Genomic DNA, 15,837 nt, shown 5'->3' with positions numbered 1-15,837 from the left:
CTCTCAAGCCTCCGCCATTTCGACATTGCGCGGGTAAAAGATCGCGCGGCTGGCGTCGAAATCATAGCGTGATTGGTACTGCATCGCGTCCCCCGCCAACTGCCTCACCGCATCGAGGATGAACTGCACTTTATCTTCCGGCAACAGCACGCTGAAATTGAGCCTGATGAAGCCTGGCTTGCTGATCTCGTCGCCGGCCAGGATCGCCGCGCGCATACGCTGCGATTCCGCTTCGTCGATCGACAAGAGGCGATGCACATAAGGACCAGCGCAGGCGCAGCCGCCGCGCGCCTGGATGCCGAAGCGATCGCTCAGCATACGGGTCACGAGCTGCTGGTGGACGTACCCGCCCTTGCCGTCTCTGACGCGGAACGAAAAGATCGGCAACCGTTGCGGCGACAGCGCGCCGAGAAGCTCGATGTTTTCAACTTCGCCCCACGCGGACATGCCGCACTTGGTCAATTCGGCGTTGCGGGCCTGCATCGCGTCGGCGCCCAGAGCGTCCTTGACCAGGAAGGCAAGGGCAGCACGGATATCACCCACGACGTTGGGCGTGCCGGCTTCCTCTCGTGCCTCCAAGGAGGTGCTGTAGTCGTGACTGGTGGGCGACACGAACTTGACGGTCCCGCCGCCGGGCCAGGACGGCTTGCACGTCGTCACGGCGTCGCGGCGCACGATCAGCACGCCCGAAGCACCGGGGCCACCGAGAAACTTGTGCGGCGAGATCACCACAGCATCGATGTCGGCACCGCTTTCAGGCGACATTTCGATCGGCATGTAGGGCCCGGCACCGGCATAGTCCCAGACCACTTTCGCTCCCGCCGCCTTCACCATTTTGGTGACGGCAGCGACATCGGTGATGATGCCGGTGACGTTGGACGCGGCCGAGAACGCACAGACCGTGAGGTCGGCAGTATTTTGCAGCGCCTCGCCGAGCGCGGTGCGATCGGGCCCGCCCTTGGCGCATTCTGCGATCTCGACGATCTCCGCTCCGCTTTCGCGCCAGGGCAGGATGTTCGAATGGTGCTCGTAGGGTCCGATGATGACGCGGACCCGCTTGCCGGCGGCGACTGCATCAGCGACGCCGAGAAGCTTGACCAGCCGGTTGATGCCGGCGGTAGCACCCGAACCGGCAAAGATGACCGCATGCTTGTCGCTGGCACCGCAGCAATCGGCGATCGTCGCGCGCGCTTCGCGGCGCAGGCGGGTCATCATGCCGCCGCAATAGGACGCCTCGGTGTGGCTGTTGGCGTAGTAAGGCAGGACCTCCTCGAGCACGAACCGCTCGATCTGCATCAGCGCCCGCCCCGAAGCGACATAGTCGGCATAGACCATGGCCTTTGCGCCGAACGGTCCTTCGATCTTGGCGCCATTGCCGACAAGGCCGTCGCGCAGCTTTGAAACCACATCGCCGGCCGCGATGTCTCGCCTGAACTTGTGAAGCAGGCCAGTGCCGCCAGGCTTGTCGGAGCACATGGTTTCCATCGAATCTCTCCCGGGAAGGTACAGGGTGTGATTCTAGAACGACGCTAGCGTTGAAACTTCATCGTTTTAACGCGACTTTTCGGCCCGATTGGGTCATATGATCGTCAAGATGGAAAAGATCGACGAAATTGACCTCAAGATCCTCTCGTGCCTGCAAAAGGACGGCGCGATTTCGCAACGCGATCTGGCCGAGCGTGTCGGCCTGTCGCAGAACGCCTGCTGGCGCCGCCTGCAGCGCCTCAATGCAAGCGGCCTCATTCGCGGAACGCATGCCGACATCGACTTGTCGGCGCTCGGCTACGACTTGACGGTCTTCGTCATGATCCGAACCCGCCATCACTCCAAGGAATGGGCCGACAGTTTCCGCAAGCATGTCGAACGCATGCCCGAGGTGATCGACTTCTACCGCATCGGCGGCGACTGGGACTATCTGATTAAGGTGGTGACCAAGGGCATGTCCGGCTACGACGCCTTCTACCAGAAGCTCATCACCAATTTCGACCTGGCGACGGTAACCGGCTTCTTCTCGATGGAAGCCATCATCGACGGTCGGGCAGCCGACCTGAACCGCCTGCGCTGAGCCAAGGTTCCGCCGGACTCTGCTTTGGAAAATCCGAGTGCCATTCAGTCCCGCCGCCGGTCCATGCCAGCAACGGCCAGCTTTTCGAGCTCCTGCCGGACCCCCGCGCGAGCGGCCTCGTTGCGGCCAAGCATGAGCGCAATGGCCGTATCGGATGCCTTGTCGGGATGCCCTCCAGCGAAGGGAGGCGACGGGTCGTACTCGATCGCAAGTTGGACGGCTTGCGCGACCTGCGGCCCGGCAAGTTCGGCAACGATACTAAACGCGAAGTCGATTCCGGAAGTGACGCCGCCGGCAGTGAAGACATTGCCGTCGCGAACGATTCTGGCCTTTTCGTAGGTGGCGCCGACCAGCGCCAGCAGATCGACAAAGGCCCAGTGCGTCGTTGCCCCGGCGCCCCTTCAGCAAGCCGACTGCACCAAGAAGAAAGGCGCCGGTGCAGACGGAGGTTATGTACTTTGCGTTTTGTCCTTGGCGACGAATGAAACTTAATGTCTCCACATCGGTGAGTGCTTCCGCAACACCCGCGCCACCGGGCACGCAAATCAGATCCAGTGGAGGGCAGCTTTCGAACGTGCAGGTAGGCAAGATGCCGAGGCCACGGTCGCTCGCAACAGCAAGCATGGTCTTTGCGACGACATGGGTTTTCGATTGACCGAACTGGCTGGGCGTCGAGATTGAGGGTGGCGTTCCAAGGCGGCTCAGGACTTCAAACGGACCGGTGAAGTCAAGCTGGGTGATGCCTGGGAAGATGACGAATCCGACATTGAAATCGGGCATGCCACTTTCTCCGCGATAGGCAACGCCAGAGCAGGCGATCGAACCCGCCGACCCAAGCGGCTACTGGTCTGTGACTGGCGACCCTGAGCGATTCGGCCCTTGATGACGGAGACCTTCCCCTCGCTCATGAGCATACGCTGCGGGCCGGTTGCGGACAATCAGCCACGTGCGAAAACCAAGTCGCACCATTGCGAGGTATCCCCTGCGGCAGTCTTGCGCTGGACGGCAACCAGCCGAGATCAGCTTCGTGAAGCCCTTGCTCGACCGTTATTCGATGGATTTTGCAGCGGCTCGGCTAAGTGCCTGGAAAACCTGGTACGCCCAAGGGGAATCGAACCCCTGTTCCCGCCGTGAGAGGGCGGTGTCCTGACCGCTAGACGATGGGCGCAGCCGAGAACCGCGATATAGGCGGGCGTTTTTGAAAAAGCAACAGCCCAAGCCGCGATATTATCGCTATGTGCCAATTACCTCTTGGGTTCGAGCAAATCCCACAGATTGCCGTAGAGATCGGCGAACACCGCAACCGTGCCATAGGCCTCGCGGCGGGGCGCTTCGCGGAATTCGACGCCCTTTTCAAGCATCAGCGCATGGTCGCGGGCAAAATCGTCGGTCTCGAGGAACAGAAACACCCGCCCCCCGGTCTGGTTGCCGACGCTGGCCGCTTGGACTTCTCCATCGGCCTTGGCGAGCAGCAGCCTGGCGCCTTGCCCGCCGCCCGGCTCGACGGTCACCCAGCGCTTGCCGCCCCCGAGATCGACGTCCTGGGCAAGCGCGAAGCCGAGCTTGTCGACATACCAGGCGATCGCCTGATCGTAGTCGGCGACAACAACCGCAACCGTCGCGACCTTGCGACCCAAGGCGTCGCTCACTGCGCCTTGACCGCGAACTGGCCGATAAGCCTGCGCTGGGTTATGTCGTAGACAAAGATCGTGTGGCTGCCGTCGGCGAGTTCAGCGTCGATCGAGATGCGGTTGCCGGAGAGCGTCTGTGACGCAATCTTTGCACCCGCGGGCAAGATGATATCGCCGGTCAGCTGGCTGCCTGCGGGCACGTCAATCTCGCCGCCCGTAACTGATGCAACGGGAGCCGCCGTCCGCGATTTGTAGACAACGCCGCCAATGACAGCCATAAGGGCGATGAACAACAGCCCTAAATTGATGATGAAGAAGCGGACGAGTTTCCTGCGGACGCGCTCAACCGATGGGTCGAGCGGCTTGTCTTCTTCTTCAATGGCGGGCCGAGACATGTCAAAACTTCCGGAACAATTGTGATGAGCGCATCAGATAGCGAAGCGACAGGCACTTTGATAGTGCTCGAAGCCGACGCCGATGCCGCAGGCCTGCGGCTCGACCAGTGGTTGGCCGCGCGCCTGGCCCCCGATCTGTCGCGCGCCCGCATTCAGGCGCTGATCAAGCAAGGCGCCGTCCACGTCGATGGAAAGGTCGTCGACGAAACCAAGCGCAAGCTGGTTTCGGGCGAAAAGGTCGCCATCGACATGCCCGAGCCCGAACCGGCCACGCCAGAGGGCGAGGCGATGGCGCTCGATATCCTCTATGAAGACGACGAGCTGATCGTCATCAACAAGCCGGCCGGCCTGGTCGTGCATCCCGGCGCCGGCAACTGGACCGGCACGCTGGTCAACGCGCTGATCCATCATTGCGGCGACAGCCTTTCGGGCATCGGCGGGGTCAAGCGGCCGGGCATCGTCCATCGCCTCGACAAGGAAACCTCAGGTGTCATGGTCGTGGCCAAGACCGACCGCGCCCACAAGTCGCTGTCTGAGGCCTTCGCCGACCACGGCCGCACCGGCGACCTCGAACGTGCCTACAATGCGCTGGTCTGGGGCATTCCCCAGCGCCTGACGGGCACCATCGACGCACCGCTCGGCCGCCATGCCGACCGTGTCCGCCGCGCCGTGGTGCCCGAACACCGCGACGATGCCCGCCACGCCATTACCCACTTCGCCGTGTTGGAGCGCTTTGGCGCCGAGCAAGCGGAATTTGCCACAGCAAGCCTGGTCGAGTGCCGGCTGGAAACCGGCCGCACGCACCAGATCCGCGTCCACATGGCCCATATCGGCCATCCTGTCCTCGGCGACCCCGATTACGGCCAGGCCTTCCGCACCAAGTCGAACCGGCTGCCTGAGCCGCTGAAATCAGCCGTCAAGGCGTTTCCGCGCCAGGCATTGCACGCGACACTTCTTGCATTTCGCCACCCCGCTACCCATTTGATCATGCGGTTCGAGGCTCCCTTGCCTCGCGACATGGGGGAGTTGGTCGAAGGCTTTCGGAATCTCTGAACCCTCGATCAGAAAACCTGACTCGCATTGTTCACTTTGGCGTGACACTCTGTTTCGCGTTGAACAAACCGTGTCTTTTCTGGTTTTGTTCCTGTATAAGACCCATGGCGCGATCGTGCATTCGGCAGTCGCGCCACATGCTCGCCAGGATCAGGGAGCATTTCTCGTAGAGAGGGAGGGCGCTTTATGGCCCAGTCACTACCAAGTATCGTCTCCGGCGAAGGCGGCCTCAGCCGCTACCTGGAAGAAATCCGCCGCTTTCCGATGCTCCAGCCGCAGGAAGAGTACATGCTCGCCAAGCGGTACCAGGAGCATGAAGACACCACCGCCGCCCACAAGCTGGTTACCAGCCACCTGCGCCTCGTGGCCAAGATCGCCATGGGCTACCGTGGTTATGGCCTGCCCATCGGCGAGGTGATCTCGGAAGGCAATGTCGGCCTGATGCAGGCCGTCAAGAAATTCGAGCCGGAGCGTGGTTTCCGTCTCGCCACCTATGCCATGTGGTGGATCAAGGCCTCGATCCAGGAGTACATCCTGCGCTCGTGGTCGCTGGTCAAGATGGGCACCACCGCCAACCAGAAGCGTCTGTTCTTCAACCTGCGCAAGGTCAAGGGCAAGATCCAGGCGCTCGATGATGGCGACCTGAAGCCCGAGCACATCACCGAGATCGCAACGCGCCTCAATGTCTCCGAGGCCGAGGTGGTGTCGATGAACCGCCGCCTGTCGGGCGACGCTTCGCTCAATGCGCCGATCCGCGCCAGCGAAGGCGAATCGGGCGAGTGGCAGGACTGGCTTGTCGACGATCATGACAGCCAGGAAACCATGCTCATCGAGCAGGACGAGCTCGACAACCGCCGCAGCATGCTGGCGGGCGCCCTGTCGGTGCTCAACGACCGCGAAAAGCGCATCTTCGAGGCGCGCCGTCTTTCCGACGAGCCACTGACGCTGGAAGAGCTTTCGGCCGAGTTCGACATCTCCCGCGAGCGCGTCCGCCAGATCGAGGTCCGCGCTTTCGAAAAGGTCCAGGACGCGGTCAAGGCCGCCGCCAAGAAGCAAGCCCAGGCACTCCGCACCATCGACGCCTGAGGCTGAAAGCTTCAACAAACAAAAAACGCGCCGGCAACACCGGCGCGTTTTTCGTTTGGTCTTCATCCTCGATCAAGGATGCAAGGCCCGTCCCTAAACTTTCTTTGCCAGGCTGATCGCAAGCTGTTCCATGCGCTCGGCCAGCGAGCCCAGCGCGCCGGTCAGTGCCGCGTCATTCTTGTCGGCCTTGGTGAGCGCATCGTCGCGCGTCTTGCGCAGCGTCAGCACTTCGCTCTCCATGCCCTTGACGCGCTTTTGCAGTTCCGCCAGCTCGTCCATCACCATGATGCCGGCCATCACCGTCAGGCGCTGGTCCCCGATCTCGCCGAATGAGTCCTTGAGATGCAGCACGTAGCGGTCGAAACGGTTGGCAAGGTCGATGAGATGCTCTTCCTGGCCTTCGTCGCAGGCCATGCGGTACTGCTTGCCGTCGATGGTTACAGTGACTTGCGCCATCTCCACCCTACCTGTCCAGCACGGCGCGGATCGTCTCCATGGCGGTCACGAGCCGTCGCGAGACTTCCTTGTTGGCTTCTTCCAGCCGTTCGGCGCGGGCTTCGGAATTGTCGAGCTCCTGCGCGAGGCGGGCGCGGTCTGCGTTCATGCGCTGGACCTCGGCCTCTGCCTCGCCGTAGTCCTGCTCATGCTCCAGCCGCGCGGCGACAGCGCTTTCCAGCGTATCGATCGCCTTGCCTAGCCGGCCAATGACTTCCCTGAGTGTCGTATCCCCGGTCATGGCTCCCGTAGACCCTCGCCCATCACCGAATCGCGCACGTTTCAGAACGCGTTACCTCTGAAACATTAGGCACCGGTTGAACGAGGCGTCAACAAAGCTGTTTCGCCTTTCCCCCGTTAAGCGCATCGGCCCGGATATCGGAAACCGGCTCAGGCGTGACTTGGCGCCGCAAGGAGGCTGTGAAAACGCACCGATTTATTGACTCAAGCCCTGTGCCTGCTATGTGTCGCGCACTTTTCCGGGGTGCCGCCGCCCCGCTTTCCACGGCTTATGGGAGGGACGATGTCCTCGCGCGAAAAACACGACCGGATGGCCAATGCGATCCGCTTTCTGTCCATTGATGCCGTGGAGAAGGCCAATTCCGGCCATCCCGGCCTGCCAATGGGCGCGGCAGACGTCGCGACCGTGCTCTACACCCGCTTCCTCAAGCATGATCCGGCCAATCCCCATTGGCACGACCGCGACCGCTTCGTGCTGTCGGCCGGCCATGGCTCGATGCTGCTGTACTCGCTGCTCTATCTCTCGGGCTACGAAGACATCACCATCGACCAGATCAAGAATTTCCGCCAGCTCGGCTCCAAGACCGCCGGCCACCCCGAATACGGCCACGCCGCCGGCATTGAGACGACGACCGGCCCGCTCGGCCAGGGCCTTGCCAACGCCGTCGGCATGGCGCTCGCCGAACGCATCATGAATGCCCAGTTCGGCGACAAGCTGGTCGACCACTACACCTACGTGCTCGCCGGCGACGGCTGCCTGATGGAAGGCATCTCGCAGGAAGCGCTGTCCTTTGCCGGTCACCTCAAGCTCAACAAGCTGATCGTCTTCTGGGACCACAACAACATTTCCATCGACGGCCCGATCTCGCTCGCCGACTCGACCGACCAGCTCGCCCGTTTCGCCGCTTCGGGCTGGAACACCATCGCCGTCGACGGCCATGACCCCGAGGCGATCGCCGGCGCCATCGAGACCGCCAAGCGTTCCGACCGCCCGACCCTGATCGCCGCCAAGACCACCATCGGTTTTGGTTCGCCCAACAAGGCCGGCACCAACAAGGTCCACGGTTCGGCGCTCGGCGCCGCCGAAGTCGAAGCCACCCGCAAGGCGCTCGGCTGGGACTATCCGGCTTTCGAGATCCCTTCGGACATTCTCGACGCGTGGCGCCTTGCCGGCCTCAACTCGGCCAAGAAGCGCAACGATTGGGAAAAGCGCCTCGCCGAGACCGAGACCGAAGTTCGCGCCGAGTTCGAGCGCCGCATGCGCGGCGACCTGCCGGCCAATTTCGACGCCACCATCGCCGACTACAAGAAGAAGCTCGCCGCCGACAAGCCAAAGGTCGCCACCCGCAAGTCGTCGGAAATGGCGCTTGAAGTCATCAACGGCGTCGTGCCCGAGACCATCGGCGGTTCGGCCGATCTCACCGGCTCCAACAACACCAAGACCAGCCAGACCAAGAACATCGCACCCGGCGACTACGGCCAGCGCTTCGTTCACTACGGCATCCGCGAACACGGCATGGCGGCTGCGATGAACGGCATGGCGCTGCATGGCGGCGTCATCCCCTATTCCGGCACCTTCCTGTGCTTCTCCGACTATGCCCGCCCGGCCATGCGCCTGGCGTCGCTGATGGGCATCCGCGTCGGCTTCGTCATGACCCATGATTCCATCGGTCTCGGCGAAGACGGCCCGACCCACCAGCCGGTCGAGCACCTCGCGGCCCTGCGCGCCATCCCCAACCACATCGTCTTCCGCCCGGCCGACGCCATGGAAGCCGCCGAGTGCTGGCAGCTGACGCTTGAAAACCGCAAGACGCCGTCGACGCTGGCACTCACCCGCCAGAACCTGCCGGCCGTGCGCACCGAATATGTCGAGGAAAACCTCTGCGGCTACGGCGCCTATGAACTGGCGACCGCCGATGGCGATGCCCAGGTCACCATCTTCGCCACCGGCTCCGAGGTCGAGATCGCCCTCGCAGCCCGCAAGCTGCTGCAGGATGCCGGTCACCCGACCCGCGTCGTTTCGGTGCCTGCCTTCGAACTGTTCGAACAGCAGAGCCCGGAATACCGCAAGGCGATGATCGGCAACGCCAAGGTCAAGGTTGCGATCGAAGCCGGCATCCGCATGGGCTGGGACAGCTTCATCGGTACGGACGGCGTCTTCATCGGCATGCACGGCTTCGGCGCCAGCGCCCCGATCGAAGACCTCTACAAGCATTTCGGCATCACCGCCGAGGCAGCCGCAGACGCTGCCAAGGCTCGGCTTTAAGACGTTCCCCCAGGAGGATCAGACATGACCGTTAGAGTTGCCATCAATGGTTTCGGCCGCATCGGCCGCAACATCGTGCGTGCCATCTATGAGTCGGGCCGCAAGGACATCGACGTCGTCGCCGTCAACGATCTCGGCCCGGTCGAGACCAACGCCCATCTGCTGCGCTACGACAGCGTGCACGGCCGCTTCCCCCACGAAGTGAAGGTCGAGGGCGATTCCATCAACATCGGCTCGGACAAGTTCAAGGTCACCGCGATCAAGGATCCTTCGCAGCTGCCGTGGAAGGAACTCGGTGTCGACATCGCGCTCGAATGCACCGGCATCTTCACCTCCAAGGACAAGGCTTCGGCGCATCTCGCCGCCGGCGCCAAGCGCGTCATCGTCTCGGCTCCCGCCGACGGTGCCGACCTGACCGTGGTTTACGGCGTCAACCACGACCAGATCACCAAGGACCACATCGTCATTTCGAATGCCTCCTGCACCACCAACTGCCTGGCACCCGTCGCCATGGTCCTCAACAATGCCTTTGGCATTGAAAAGGGCTTCATGACCACAATCCACGCCTACACCGGCGACCAGCCGACCCTCGACACCATGCACAAGGACCTCTACCGCGCCCGTGCGGCGGCGATGTCGATGATCCCGACCTCGACCGGTGCCGCCAAGGCGGTCGGCCTGGTGCTGCCTGAACTCAAGGGCAAGCTTGACGGCGTTTCAATCCGCGTACCGACCCCGAACGTCTCGTGCATCGACTTCAAGTTCGTGTCGAAGAAGAACGTCACCGTTGACGAGGTCAACGCCGTGCTCGTCGCTGCCGCCAACGGCCCGCTCAAGGGCGTTCTCGCCTTCACCGACGAGCCTCTGGTTTCCATTGACATGAACCACAACCCGGCCTCGTCGACCTTCGCGCTCGACCAGACCAAGGTCATCGACGGCAACCTGGTGCGCGTCATGTCCTGGTACGACAACGAGTGGGGCTTCTCCAACCGCATGGCCGACACCGCAGTCACCATGGGCAAGACCATCGCCTGATTGGGCCTGCTCTATCGACGCTTCGACGCCCGGCTTCGGCCGGGCGTTTTCGTTTTTGCTGCCCGCAAGAAAATCTTTGGCCCAAGCCGGCAAAAATCCATTCTTGCTTGCACCCGGCCTTTTCTTCGCCGCACTCTGACCCGACGCAGCTAACAAGTGCTTCGCGGACGGGTCGGGATGGAACAGGCGGTATACCTAATCACGCTGGTGGGCACCGCCCTGGTGGTGGCCGCGGCGTTTTCGAGCCTGATCGCGTTTCGCTTCGGCGCCCCTCTCTTGCTGCTCTTCCTGGGCATCGGTCTCGCCAGCGGCGTCGACGGCCTCGGTATCGTCTTCGACAACGCCCACCTCGCTTATTTCGTCGGCGCGATTGCACTCGCCGTCATCCTGTTCGATTCAGGCTTCGGCACGCCTGTTGGCGTCCTGCGCCAGGCCGGCCTGCCCGCGCTCACGCTCGCAACGATCGGCGTGGGCATCACCACTGTCATCTTTGGTATCGCCGCCTATTACCTCACCGGCTTCACCTGGCTCGAATCCTTCCTGCTCGGTGCCGCCGTCGCCTCCACCGACGCCGCTGCCGTGTTCTTCCTTCTGCGCGCCGGCAACATCAATCTGCGCGAGCGCGTCCGCTCGACGCTCGAAATCGAGTCCGGCACCAACGACCCCATCGCCATCTTCCTCACCATCACGCTAGTCGAGATCATCGCGCTTGGAGCAAAACCCGACGCCGACCTGCTGCTGGTCGACCTTGTCATCGGCTTTTTCGTCCAGATGACCCTCGGCGCCGCCATCGGCCTGCTCGGCGGCTTTGTCATCGTCAAGCTGGTCGAGCGGCTCAATCTCGACCGCGGGCTGCTGCCCATCTTCGTCTTGACGCTGTCGCTGCTGGTCTTTGCCATGGCGGGCGCGGTCGGCGGCTCTGGCTTCCTCGCCGTCTATCTCGCCGGCCTCGTCGCCGGCAATTCCGACATCCGCGCGGTGTCCACGCTGAAGCGTTTCCAGGAGGGCATGTCCTGGCTCGCCCAGATCATCATGTTCCTGGTGCTCGGCCTATTCGCCACGCCCTCGCAGTTCCCCGCCATCGTGGTTTCGGCCCTCGTGCTCGGCCTGTTCCTGATGTTCGTCGCCCGTCCCATTGCGGTCTGGCTTTGCCTCATCCCGTTCAACATCCCGCGCCAGGAAACCGCCTTCATTTCCTGGGTCGGCCTGCGCGGCGCGGTCTCGATCCTGCTTGCCATCACCCCGCTGCTGGGCGGGCTGGAAAACGGCCGGGCGATCTTCAACATCGCCTTCATCATCGTGCTGACATCGCTGGTGATCCAGGGCTGGACGGTCGGCCCGCTCGCCCGCCGCCTCGGCCTCATCGTGCCGCAGCGCTATGGCCCGCTCGACAAGGTCGAGCTCGAATTGCCGGGTTCCGCCCATCACGAACTGCTCGCCTACAAGGTCGTGCCGGGCTCGCCGGTCGCCAAGGGCCAGCGCATCCCGCGCTGGGCACGACCGTCTCTGGTCGTGCGTGAGGGCCGTTCGATGCGCTTTGCCGACATGGGCCGCCTACAGGCGGGCGACAACGTCTACATCTTCGTGCCCGATCGCTATCCCCGCCTCCTCGACCGGCTGTTTGCCTCCCGCGCCGAGGTCGATGCCGAGGACGAGGATTTCTTCGGCGCCTTCACCGTCGACCAGACCCATCTCGCCGGCGAGCTCGAGGCGATCTACGGCGCAACCATCAAGGAAGAAGAGCGCAAGCTCTCCATCGGCGACCTGATCAAGCAGCGGCTGCGCGGCCACGTCGAATACGCCGATCGCGTTTCCCTCGGCCCGATCGACCTGATCGTGCGCGACGTCGACGACAAGGGCCGCATCGTCGCCGTCGGCCTGTCCATCGAGCCTGCACCTCCGCCGCCGCCGGTGCCCGTATTCTTGAGCGGTAGCGAGATCAGCCAGCGCATCAGGCGCTTCTTTGCCAAGCGCCCCCAGAAGCCGGCCACTACGCAAGAACCCCCGACAACCTCGGAAGGCTTGTCCGAAGACGCCTGAGCGCACCGATTTCTCGCGGGAAAGGTGGGCTGCCGCCACTCCAGACAAGCCACCTGGACAGGGAGCGCGGGAAGCATTCGCCCCGGAAATCCCGCCTCTTCAATCTCAACCGTTGTAGACAACCGAAAGCTTGTTGCCTGCCGGATCACGCACGTAGGCGGAATACCAGTCCGGCCCGTAATGCCTTGCTGCGCCATCGCCCAGTAGGGCTCCTGCTCGTGCTCACAGCCGGGATATGCGGCGATGAAGTCGTCGATGAGGGGCGTCTTGCCGCTGCCGTGCGTGCCGGTGACCGCGATGCGCATGCTTGCCCCCTCGTTTCCCCGGCGATAGCCGCTCGTGGCCGCAACCGGAAGGGCCCTCAGCATCAAAATTTCGCCCACGCCATTGCGCAAACCTTGCATCCGCGCCTGCGCTGGCTATGGTCCGCGCCATCTCTCCAAGCGAAAGGGAACCCCATGGCAGCTTTCAAGACCCTCGACACCATCGGCAACGTCAGCGGCAAGCGGGTCCTGGTCCGCGTCGACCTCAACGTGCCGGTATCAGACGGCAAGGTGACTGACGCCACCCGCATCGAGCGCGTCGCCCCCACCATCACCGAGCTTGCCGGCAAGGGCGCCAAGGTCATCCTGCTTGCCCACTTCGGCCGTCCCAAGGAGGGCCCCGATCCGGCCCTGTCGCTGGCGCCCATCGCCACCGCCACCGCTGAGGTCATCGGCCGTCCGGTCGGCTTTGCCGCCAACTGTATCGGCGAGAAGGCCGCTGCCGCCGTCGGTGCCATGAAGGACGGCGACATTCTTCTTTTGGAAAACACCCGCTTCTACAAGGCCGAAGAGAAAAACGACCCGGCCTTCGTCGAGCAGCTCGCCGCCAATGGCGACATCTTCGTCAACGACGCCTTCTCCGCCGCCCACCGCGCGCATGCATCCACAGAAGGCCTCGCCCACAAGCTGCCCGCTTTTGCCGGCCGCACCATGCAGGCCGAGCTCGAGGCGCTGGAAAAAGGCCTCGGCAACCCCGTCAAGCCGGTCGTCGCCATCGTCGGCGGTGCCAAGGTCTCGTCCAAGATCGACCTCTTGATGAACCTGGTAAAAAAGGTCGATGCACTGGTGATCGGCGGCGGCATGGCCAACACCTTCATCGCGGCGCGCGGCACCGATGTCGGCAAGTCGCTTTGCGAGCATGACCTCGCCCCCACCGCCAAGCAGATCATGATCGAGGCCGCCCAGGCCGGCTGCGCCATCATCCTGCCGTCGGACGGCGTCGTCGCCCGCGAATTCAAGGCGGGTGCCGCCAACGAGGTCGTTGCCATCGACGCCGTGCCGGCGGACGCCATGATCCTCGACGTCGGCCCCAAGACGGTTGCTACCGTCAACGACTGGATCGACCGCGCTGCGACGCTGGTCTGGAACGGCCCGCTCGGTGCCTTCGAAATCGAACCTTTCGATAAGGCGACGGTCGCCACCGCCCAACATGCGGCTGCCCGCACCAAGGCCGGCAAGCTCGTCTCCGTCGCTGGTGGCGGCGATACGGTCGCCGCACTCAACCATGCCGGTGTTGCCGACGACTTCTCGTACGTCTCCACCGCAGGCGGTGCCTTCCTCGAATGGATGGAAGGCAAGGAACTGCCCGGCGTCGAAGTGCTCAAGGCCTGAGGCTTCTAGACTTTCCCGCGAAAGCAGCGTGGATCTAGACCGGACACGACAAGGGGCGTCTTTGCGGCGCCCCTTTTTCGTGATCCGGCTGCTTCAGCAACTGCCTATGCCGGCTTGGCATACTGCTCGGCGCTCATCACTTCGATGCAGACAAAGCGTTCGTTGCCTTCGACCCAGGCGTCGTGGCCCGGCGGAATTGTATAGGACGCGCCCTTCTTCAACGTCTTTTCGGTTCCGTCGTTCAGTCTGACGGTCAAGGCGCCGGAGACGACGTAACCGACATGCGACACCTGGCAGCTATCCGTCTTGACGACAGGTTTCACGCACTCGGACCACCTCCATCCCGGCTCCATGTTGAGCCGGCCCAGCGTGAACCCTGCAAGCCGAACCACTTCGACGCGCGTCTTGTCGGGCGCGCGAACTTCATCGGGGCTGTCGTGAGACTTGAACTCGAATTTCGTGACGTTCATTCCGCCGTCGGCCATGGCATCCTCCCTACATGCGCGAATGCGCGCAGACGGCATATATTTTAGCACCAGCTTATATTTGTGATAAGCGCGCCGGCCTCACGCGGATGGCTACCCGTCCTAAAACGATTGAAATAATTTCAATCGGTTATAGGCTCGCGGGCGGCATTCCGTTCCGGAAAACCATCTGCTATGCGCCCGGAGCATCTGTTCAGGAGGTATTTGTATGAGCGAACGTCTCGAAGACATTGCTGACGCCATGGTGGCCGGCGGCAAGGGCATTCTGGCTGCGGATGAAAGCTCCGGCACCATCAAGAAGCGTTTCGACGTCATCGGCGTCGAGTCGACGGCCGACAGCCGCCGCGACTATCGCGAAATGATGTTCCGCACCAAGGAGGCGATGACCAAGTACATCTCCGGCGTCATCCTCTACGACGAGACCATTCGCCAGAACGCCGCAGACGGCACCCCGCTGGTCGAGCTCATCAAGGCCGCCGGCGCGATCCCCGGCATCAAGGTCGACGCCGGCGCCAAGGCGATCGTCAATTTCCCCGGCGACACCATCACCGAAGGCCTCGACGGCCTGCGCGAGCGCCTGGCCGAGTACTACAAGCTCGGTGCCCGCTTCGCCAAATGGCGCGCCGTGATCGACATCGACACCGGCAAGAACGTTCCGTCGGCCTATTCGATCTCGGCCAACACCCAGGCACTCGCCCGCTACGCGGCACTTTGCCAGGAAGCCGGCATCGTGCCGATCGTCGAGCCGGAAGTGCTGATGGACGGCGCCCACGACATCGACACCTGCTACGACGTCACCAAGGCAACGCTGGTCAAGCTCTATGACGAGCTCTACGCCGCCCGCGTCAATCTCGAAGGCACCATCCTGAAGCCCAACATGGTCATTTCGGGCAAGAAGGCAGCCAAGAAGGCCAGCGCCGAAGAGATCGCCGAAAAGACCATCAAGCTGTTCCGCGAGACGGTTCCGGCTGCGGTCCCGGGCATCGCCTTCCTGTCGGGCGGCCAGTCCGACGAGGAGGCCACCGCCAACCTCAACGCCATCAACGCGATCGGCCCGCATCCGTGGAAGCTGACCTTCTCCTACGGCCGCGCCCTGCAGGCGGCGCCGCAAAAGGCATGGTCGGGCAAGGCCGAGAACCTCGGCGCAGGCCAGGCCGCCTTCACCCACCGCGCCCACATGAACCACCTGGCCGCGCTCGGCCAGTGGAAGTCAGGCTTGGAAAAGGCTGCCTAAACCCCGCCATCAGGCATGAATGCAAAAAGCCCCGGAGCGATCCGGGGCCTTCTCTTTTGGGGCTGTCAAGCACAGCTTTCCGCCCTGTGCTTGCGAGGCACATGCTGATTGTTTTGGTTGCGGTAGTTGTTGTCGATCTCTCGGCGCGTGCTGATCG

General features: G+C 63.1%; 16 protein-coding genes, 1 tRNA gene and 1 pseudogene. 8 read left to right on the top strand and 10 right to left on the bottom strand.

What is annotated here, in order from left to right:
* Positions 1-3: 3 nt before the first annotated feature.
* Positions 4-1,485 (bottom strand): aminotransferase class V-fold PLP-dependent enzyme, encoded by a 1,482-nt coding sequence (locus C8K44_RS20855; RefSeq protein WP_109577695.1) that lies wholly within the window; start codon positions 1,483-1,485, stop codon positions 4-6.
* A gap of 97 nt (positions 1,486-1,582) precedes the next feature.
* On the opposite strand from C8K44_RS20855, the gene C8K44_RS20850 reads away from it, so the two are divergent.
* Entirely contained in the window at positions 1,583-2,065 is a 483-nt protein-coding gene (locus C8K44_RS20850) for an Lrp/AsnC family transcriptional regulator (protein WP_109577694.1), read from the top strand.
* Positions 2,066-2,109: 44 nt separating this feature from the next.
* Here C8K44_RS20850 and C8K44_RS28240 read toward each other — a convergent pair whose 3' ends face one another.
* From C8K44_RS28240 to C8K44_RS20830, 5 genes are all read right to left on the bottom strand, one after another.
* A complete protein-coding gene (locus tag C8K44_RS28240) occupies positions 2,110-2,418 on the bottom strand; it encodes a hypothetical protein (protein ID WP_348626348.1) in 309 nt (102 codons plus the stop codon).
* Positions 2,324-2,845 carry a DJ-1/PfpI family protein gene (locus C8K44_RS20845; RefSeq protein WP_348626344.1) on the bottom strand — a complete coding sequence of 174 codons (522 nt, stop codon included), beginning with the start codon at positions 2,843-2,845 and terminating at the stop codon, positions 2,324-2,326. The genes C8K44_RS28240 and C8K44_RS20845 overlap by 95 nt, the downstream gene beginning before the upstream one ends.
* Positions 2,846-3,158: 313 nt before the next feature.
* Positions 3,159-3,233, bottom strand: a tRNA-Glu gene (locus C8K44_RS20840).
* A gap of 76 nt (positions 3,234-3,309) precedes the next feature.
* The gene (locus C8K44_RS20835; protein ID WP_109577693.1) at positions 3,310-3,714 is read right to left on the bottom strand and encodes a VOC family protein; all 405 of its coding nucleotides are present in this window, start codon (positions 3,712-3,714) and stop codon (positions 3,310-3,312) included.
* Complete coding sequence (locus C8K44_RS20830) at positions 3,711-4,091, bottom strand: fimbrial protein (RefSeq protein ID WP_109577692.1); 381 nt, start codon at positions 4,089-4,091, stop codon at positions 3,711-3,713. The genes C8K44_RS20835 and C8K44_RS20830 overlap by 4 nt, the downstream gene beginning before the upstream one ends.
* Before the next feature lie 24 nt (positions 4,092-4,115).
* Here C8K44_RS20830 and C8K44_RS20825 point away from each other — a divergent pair, with 24 nt between their 5' ends.
* Positions 4,116-5,144, top strand: coding sequence for an RluA family pseudouridine synthase (locus tag C8K44_RS20825; protein WP_109577691.1), 1,029 nt, complete (start codon positions 4,116-4,118; stop codon positions 5,142-5,144).
* A gap of 186 nt (positions 5,145-5,330) precedes the next feature.
* Complete coding sequence (gene rpoH / locus C8K44_RS20820) at positions 5,331-6,230, top strand: RNA polymerase sigma factor RpoH (RefSeq protein ID WP_109577690.1); 900 nt, start codon at positions 5,331-5,333, stop codon at positions 6,228-6,230.
* A gap of 93 nt (positions 6,231-6,323) precedes the next feature.
* On the opposite strand, the gene C8K44_RS20815 is transcribed toward rpoH, so the two are convergent.
* Together C8K44_RS20815 and C8K44_RS20810 are read right to left on the bottom strand one after the other, a co-directional pair.
* Positions 6,324-6,686 carry a cell division protein ZapA gene (locus C8K44_RS20815; protein WP_109577773.1) on the bottom strand — a complete coding sequence of 121 codons (363 nt, stop codon included), beginning with the start codon at positions 6,684-6,686 and terminating at the stop codon, positions 6,324-6,326.
* A 7-nt stretch (positions 6,687-6,693) separates the two neighbouring features.
* Positions 6,694-6,966 carry a DUF4164 domain-containing protein gene (locus C8K44_RS20810; RefSeq protein WP_109577689.1) on the bottom strand — a complete coding sequence of 91 codons (273 nt, stop codon included), beginning with the start codon at positions 6,964-6,966 and terminating at the stop codon, positions 6,694-6,696.
* A 282-nt stretch (positions 6,967-7,248) separates the two neighbouring features.
* Between C8K44_RS20810 and tkt the strand changes: the two genes are divergently transcribed.
* The 3 genes from tkt to C8K44_RS20795 all read left to right on the top strand — a co-directional run bounded on the left by tkt (position 7,249) and on the right by C8K44_RS20795 (position 12,306).
* Positions 7,249-9,231: a transketolase gene (gene tkt / locus C8K44_RS20805; protein WP_109577688.1), complete on the top strand. Its 1,983-nt coding sequence runs from the start codon at positions 7,249-7,251 to the stop codon at positions 9,229-9,231.
* A 24-nt stretch (positions 9,232-9,255) separates the two neighbouring features.
* Positions 9,256-10,266, top strand: a complete 1,011-nt coding sequence (gene gap / locus C8K44_RS20800; RefSeq protein ID WP_109577687.1) for a type I glyceraldehyde-3-phosphate dehydrogenase — start codon at positions 9,256-9,258, stop codon at positions 10,264-10,266.
* A 177-nt stretch (positions 10,267-10,443) separates the two neighbouring features.
* Positions 10,444-12,306, top strand: coding sequence for a potassium/proton antiporter (locus C8K44_RS20795; RefSeq protein WP_109577686.1), 1,863 nt, complete (start codon positions 10,444-10,446; stop codon positions 12,304-12,306).
* 105 nt (positions 12,307-12,411) lie between these two features.
* Here the strand turns inward: C8K44_RS20795 and C8K44_RS27980 are convergent.
* A pseudogene (locus C8K44_RS27980) lies at positions 12,412-12,489 on the bottom strand (VOC family protein); the annotation flags it as partial.
* A 275-nt stretch (positions 12,490-12,764) separates the two neighbouring features.
* Between C8K44_RS27980 and C8K44_RS20785 the strand changes: the two are divergent.
* Entirely contained in the window at positions 12,765-13,961 is a 1,197-nt protein-coding gene (locus tag C8K44_RS20785) for a phosphoglycerate kinase (protein WP_109577685.1), read from the top strand.
* Positions 13,962-14,065: 104 nt separating this feature from the next.
* On the opposite strand, the gene C8K44_RS20780 is transcribed toward C8K44_RS20785, so the two are convergent.
* A complete protein-coding gene (locus C8K44_RS20780; protein WP_109577684.1) occupies positions 14,066-14,446 on the bottom strand; it encodes a cupin domain-containing protein in 381 nt (126 codons plus the stop codon).
* 208 nt (positions 14,447-14,654) lie between these two features.
* Between C8K44_RS20780 and C8K44_RS20775 the strand changes: the two genes are divergently transcribed.
* Positions 14,655-15,680: a class I fructose-bisphosphate aldolase gene (locus C8K44_RS20775; protein WP_109577683.1), complete on the top strand. Its 1,026-nt coding sequence runs from the start codon at positions 14,655-14,657 to the stop codon at positions 15,678-15,680.
* Positions 15,681-15,837 lie beyond the last annotated feature (157 nt).

The sequence above is a fragment of the Aminobacter sp. AP02 genome (assembly GCF_003148805.1).
Taxonomy (GTDB): domain Bacteria; phylum Pseudomonadota; class Alphaproteobacteria; order Rhizobiales; family Rhizobiaceae; genus Aminobacter.
Note: the sequence above shows the minus strand (reverse complement) of the source record. Positions and strands in the feature narration are given on the sequence as shown.

Excerpts from the sequence above, each read along its gene's own strand:
- C8K44_RS20775 (WP_109577683.1), top strand. The coding sequence starts at position 14,655 with ATGAGCGAACGTCTCGAAGACATTGCTGACGCCATGGTGGCCGGCGGC.
- C8K44_RS20810 (WP_109577689.1), bottom strand. The coding sequence starts at position 6,966 with ATGACCGGGGATACGACACTCAGGGAAGTCATTGGCCGGCTAGGCAAG.
- C8K44_RS20780 (WP_109577684.1), bottom strand. The coding sequence starts at position 14,446 with ATGGCCGACGGCGGAATGAACGTCACGAAATTCGAGTTCAAGTCTCAC.
- C8K44_RS20795 (WP_109577686.1), top strand. The coding sequence starts at position 10,444 with ATGGAACAGGCGGTATACCTAATCACGCTGGTGGGCACCGCCCTGGTG.
- C8K44_RS20830 (WP_109577692.1), bottom strand. The coding sequence starts at position 4,091 with ATGTCTCGGCCCGCCATTGAAGAAGAAGACAAGCCGCTCGACCCATCG.
- gap (WP_109577687.1), top strand. The coding sequence starts at position 9,256 with ATGACCGTTAGAGTTGCCATCAATGGTTTCGGCCGCATCGGCCGCAAC.
- C8K44_RS20825 (WP_109577691.1), top strand. The coding sequence starts at position 4,116 with ATGAGCGCATCAGATAGCGAAGCGACAGGCACTTTGATAGTGCTCGAA.
- C8K44_RS20845 (WP_348626344.1), bottom strand. The coding sequence starts at position 2,845 with ATGCCCGATTTCAATGTCGGATTCGTCATCTTCCCAGGCATCACCCAG.
- tkt (WP_109577688.1), top strand. The coding sequence starts at position 7,249 with ATGTCCTCGCGCGAAAAACACGACCGGATGGCCAATGCGATCCGCTTT.
- C8K44_RS20815 (WP_109577773.1), bottom strand. The coding sequence starts at position 6,686 with ATGGCGCAAGTCACTGTAACCATCGACGGCAAGCAGTACCGCATGGCC.
- C8K44_RS20855 (WP_109577695.1), bottom strand. The coding sequence starts at position 1,485 with ATGGAAACCATGTGCTCCGACAAGCCTGGCGGCACTGGCCTGCTTCAC.
- rpoH (WP_109577690.1), top strand. The coding sequence starts at position 5,331 with ATGGCCCAGTCACTACCAAGTATCGTCTCCGGCGAAGGCGGCCTCAGC.
- C8K44_RS20785 (WP_109577685.1), top strand. The coding sequence starts at position 12,765 with ATGGCAGCTTTCAAGACCCTCGACACCATCGGCAACGTCAGCGGCAAG.
- C8K44_RS20850 (WP_109577694.1), top strand. The coding sequence starts at position 1,583 with ATGATCGTCAAGATGGAAAAGATCGACGAAATTGACCTCAAGATCCTC.